Source organism: bacterium, assembly GCA_030649025.1.
Lineage (GTDB): Bacteria > Patescibacteriota > Minisyncoccia > JAUYLV01 > JAUYLV01 > JAUSGO01.
Genome location: JAUSGO010000006.1, coordinates 1 through 3050, shown reverse-complemented (window position 1 = coordinate 3050; position 3050 = coordinate 1). Strand labels below are relative to the sequence as shown.

General features: G+C 44.9%; 3 protein-coding genes. 2 read left to right on the top strand and 1 reads right to left on the bottom strand.

Features of this window, described 5'->3' with window-relative positions; translation table 11 throughout:
- Positions 1-422: 422 nt before the first annotated feature.
- Positions 423-941 (top strand): 50S ribosomal protein L10, encoded by a 519-nt coding sequence (rplJ, locus tag Q7S09_01075; protein MDO8557769.1) that lies wholly within the window; start codon positions 423-425, stop codon positions 939-941.
- 114 nt (positions 942-1055) lie between these two features.
- Positions 1056-1460, top strand: coding sequence for a 50S ribosomal protein L7/L12 (rplL, locus tag Q7S09_01070; protein ID MDO8557768.1), 405 nt, complete (start codon positions 1056-1058; stop codon positions 1458-1460).
- 432 nt (positions 1461-1892) lie between these two features.
- Here the strand turns inward: rplL and Q7S09_01065 are convergent.
- The coding region (locus tag Q7S09_01065; protein ID MDO8557767.1) for a hypothetical protein at positions 1893-3050 on the bottom strand (1158 nt) is incomplete at its 5' end.

Sequence of the window (3050 nt, the reverse complement as noted above, 5' to 3'; positions counted from 1 at the left end):
TACTTTTCTTCACTTCTCATTCTGTTAGTAAATTTTTAAAGAAATAACATTATATCACATGGTATAGTATAAGTCAATATCTTGACGCAGGTAAAAAAATAGCTATAATGGTAACATTATCCGAAGACCATTGGTTGCCGGGAGAAAATGGCATTAAATCCAATGCAGGAAACGAACTCCGTGTATTCTACGGTTTCATTTTCGTCTCGGTTCTCAAGGTCGAGATTTTTTTATTGTTTTATTGCTAAAATTTTCTTTGAAAATTTTAGCAATAAAACAATAACCCCGCACTAAGCCAAAAGAATATTTTGGTGTACCTAAGAAGTAAGCCGCAGGCGCCACCGTGAAAAATGCATTGAATGTGTTCAGCGTCCCGTCGGGCTTTAGTGCTGGGGTAGTCACTAATATAATTCATAATCTATATGCCTCTAACTCGTGATGAAAAAACAAAGATCGTTTCGGATGCGGTGGGTATTTTGAAGCAGGCTCACATGGTCATTTTTGCCGACTACAAAGGTATGTCCGTGGCGAAAAGCCAGATGTTCCGCCGCAAGGTAAAGAAGGAGGGTGGTTCGTATAAGGTCATAAAAAAGACGCTCGCGCGCATTGCGCTTAAAGAAGCGGGGTTGCCCGCGGAAGGTTTGGAAAAGTATAAGGATACATTGGCTGTGGTCACTCACAAAACCGAAGACAGTCAATTGGCCAAGCTTTTCACGCAGGTAACAAAGGAACTGCCGGAGCTGCAAGTGGCAGGAGGGATCTTTGAAGGGAAAACTCTGTCAAAGGCCGACGTATTGGAACTGGCTAAGTTGCCGTCCAAAGAGGAAATGCTGGCGAAGCTTTTGGGCACGTTTATGGCTCCCATGTCTTCGTTCGTACGGGTGCTCAATGGGCCTGTTTCCGGATTCACAACTATTATCAATAAATTAGCAACCAAGTAACTAATCGCGAATGATGCGAATATTATGCGAATAACGCGAATTGCGAATAGATCTAAAAATTTATTCGTGAATCTGTATATTTGTGTAATATCTGTAAATTCGTGATTCTCAGATATGTCTGAAGACACAAACGTAGAAGTTCCGGCAAAGTTCGAGAAACTCGTGGAGGAAATTTCCAAAATGAGCGTTCTCGACCTCTCGGAATTGGTGAAGGTATTGGAGAAGAAGTTTGGCGTATCCGCCGCAGCTCCCATGATGATGGCAGCAGCCGGTGCAGGAGCGGGCGCAGCCGAGGAAGCCGAGGAGAAGACGAGCTTTGATGTCGTCTTGAAGGAAGGAGGTGCGCAAAAGATTGCGGTCATTAAGGTGGTCCGCGAAGCAACAGGACTTGGCCTCAAAGAATCGAAAGACCTCGTTGACGGTGCGCCGAAGACCGTAAAGGAAGGTTTGGACAAAGCAGCCGCCGATGAATTAAAGAAGAAATTAGAGGAAGCGGGCGCAACCGCTGAGCTTAAGTAAACACTTGAATATATTTATTCAATCAAAAACTCCCTTCGGGGAGTTTTTGGATTTATGTCATCCCTCTAGGCCGCTTCAGATTTTTAGCATTGAAAGCTGCCGAAGCTCGAGCCAGACCGCCACGCGGTCGGCTTTAGAGTCGTTCATATGTGTAGACATTAAATTAATATTATGGAGCGCAAATACTTAAGTAACCTCTGAAAAACTATGTTTTGTCATTTCCGTGTAAGCATGAATGTAATACTTAGGCCAAATTATGCGTTCTGGATTCCCTGCCCGAACGACTGGTGTCGTTCAGTTGGGTGGGTGACTTTCGCCGGAATGACATAATTCGTTCCGTGTTCCATCGTTGAGTTACCTCGTTCATATCCATTGTTCTAAGATTCTTGTTATGAGTCGTTAGTTATAAGTCATTCGAAGCGCGTCATCTTTTTATCGTTCATTGGTAAATTCCAATACATGCGTTGCGGTCAGAAGAAGCATGGTATTATCGGATGTCGTAATGATATCGCGCATCTCTGTAAATAGTTCGTGCCTGAATTGCCGAACAACCTCCCCATTAGGTTTCATGAGTATGACCCGTGAATGCGATTCGTCGAGAACAGCAAGAAGACCCCGTTGCTCGAGTGCTCGCATGCGCATGCGGTCGTTAAGGGGTTCTCCAGCATCAATTACAGTGTCACTTGTCAATTTCTGCGCGGTTATTTGTATGAGCCGCGAATCTTCTGTAAGCAGGTATAAAGATGGTGGAATGACCGAAGCCGCCCGCCAATGCGTTTGCTGGAACGCCATCGGTAACGTAACTGACCTAAATTGGTCTGATATTTTCGAAGTTATAAGTTTTCGCCCAACCGGTCCGGCAGCGGATACAGCAAAGACCTCTTTTGCGCCGGAAACAAAAAACGTTATGCCGGCCATGCCTTTTGGTAGAGTTATTTTCTGTTCCAGTAGCGATTTATTCCCGGGTTCCAGGAAATAGACCTTTTGAGGCGTTATATACGCGAATCGCTGCGGGTCTTCAAGTGTTTTGGCGACTGCAAGAATATCTTCGTTACCCGCCAAGCCGGTAATGACCAGGCGCGGTTTCATGTCTTTCTTTCCCATGCGGATCAGCTGAACAAGATCTTTTTCTGAAACATAATAGGATGTGTCGCTTTCTAAAATAAGTTCAGGTGAAAAAGCTACCGAAAATTGATTAAAATCGGCGACGATTTCCAAGTCCGACGGCATAGTTTCCTGGTCTATCCGTCGTATTGCTTCCGCAATAACCGATTGTATAGATGATGCATTAGCTGGAATGAGTTCGTCGTCGGTTACAAACGCTTGTTGAAGTTCAGCCAACAGATCCCTCCTTTTAATTTCCGAGCCCGATTGCGTAAGGGCGTGCAGGCGAAGAACGCCCGTGTTAAGTGTTTCACTGAATTTTACCAGGGATTCGGCTTCACGATGGTATCGCGTAATAACAGGTAATACGGCAAGGAGCACTAAGCTTGCAATTAACGGCACGAGCACGTACCAATATCTCAGGCGCCGAAAACTCCAATGGAGTATGGCCATAATTTTACGGGCATAATCTCTTCGTGGCGGCGG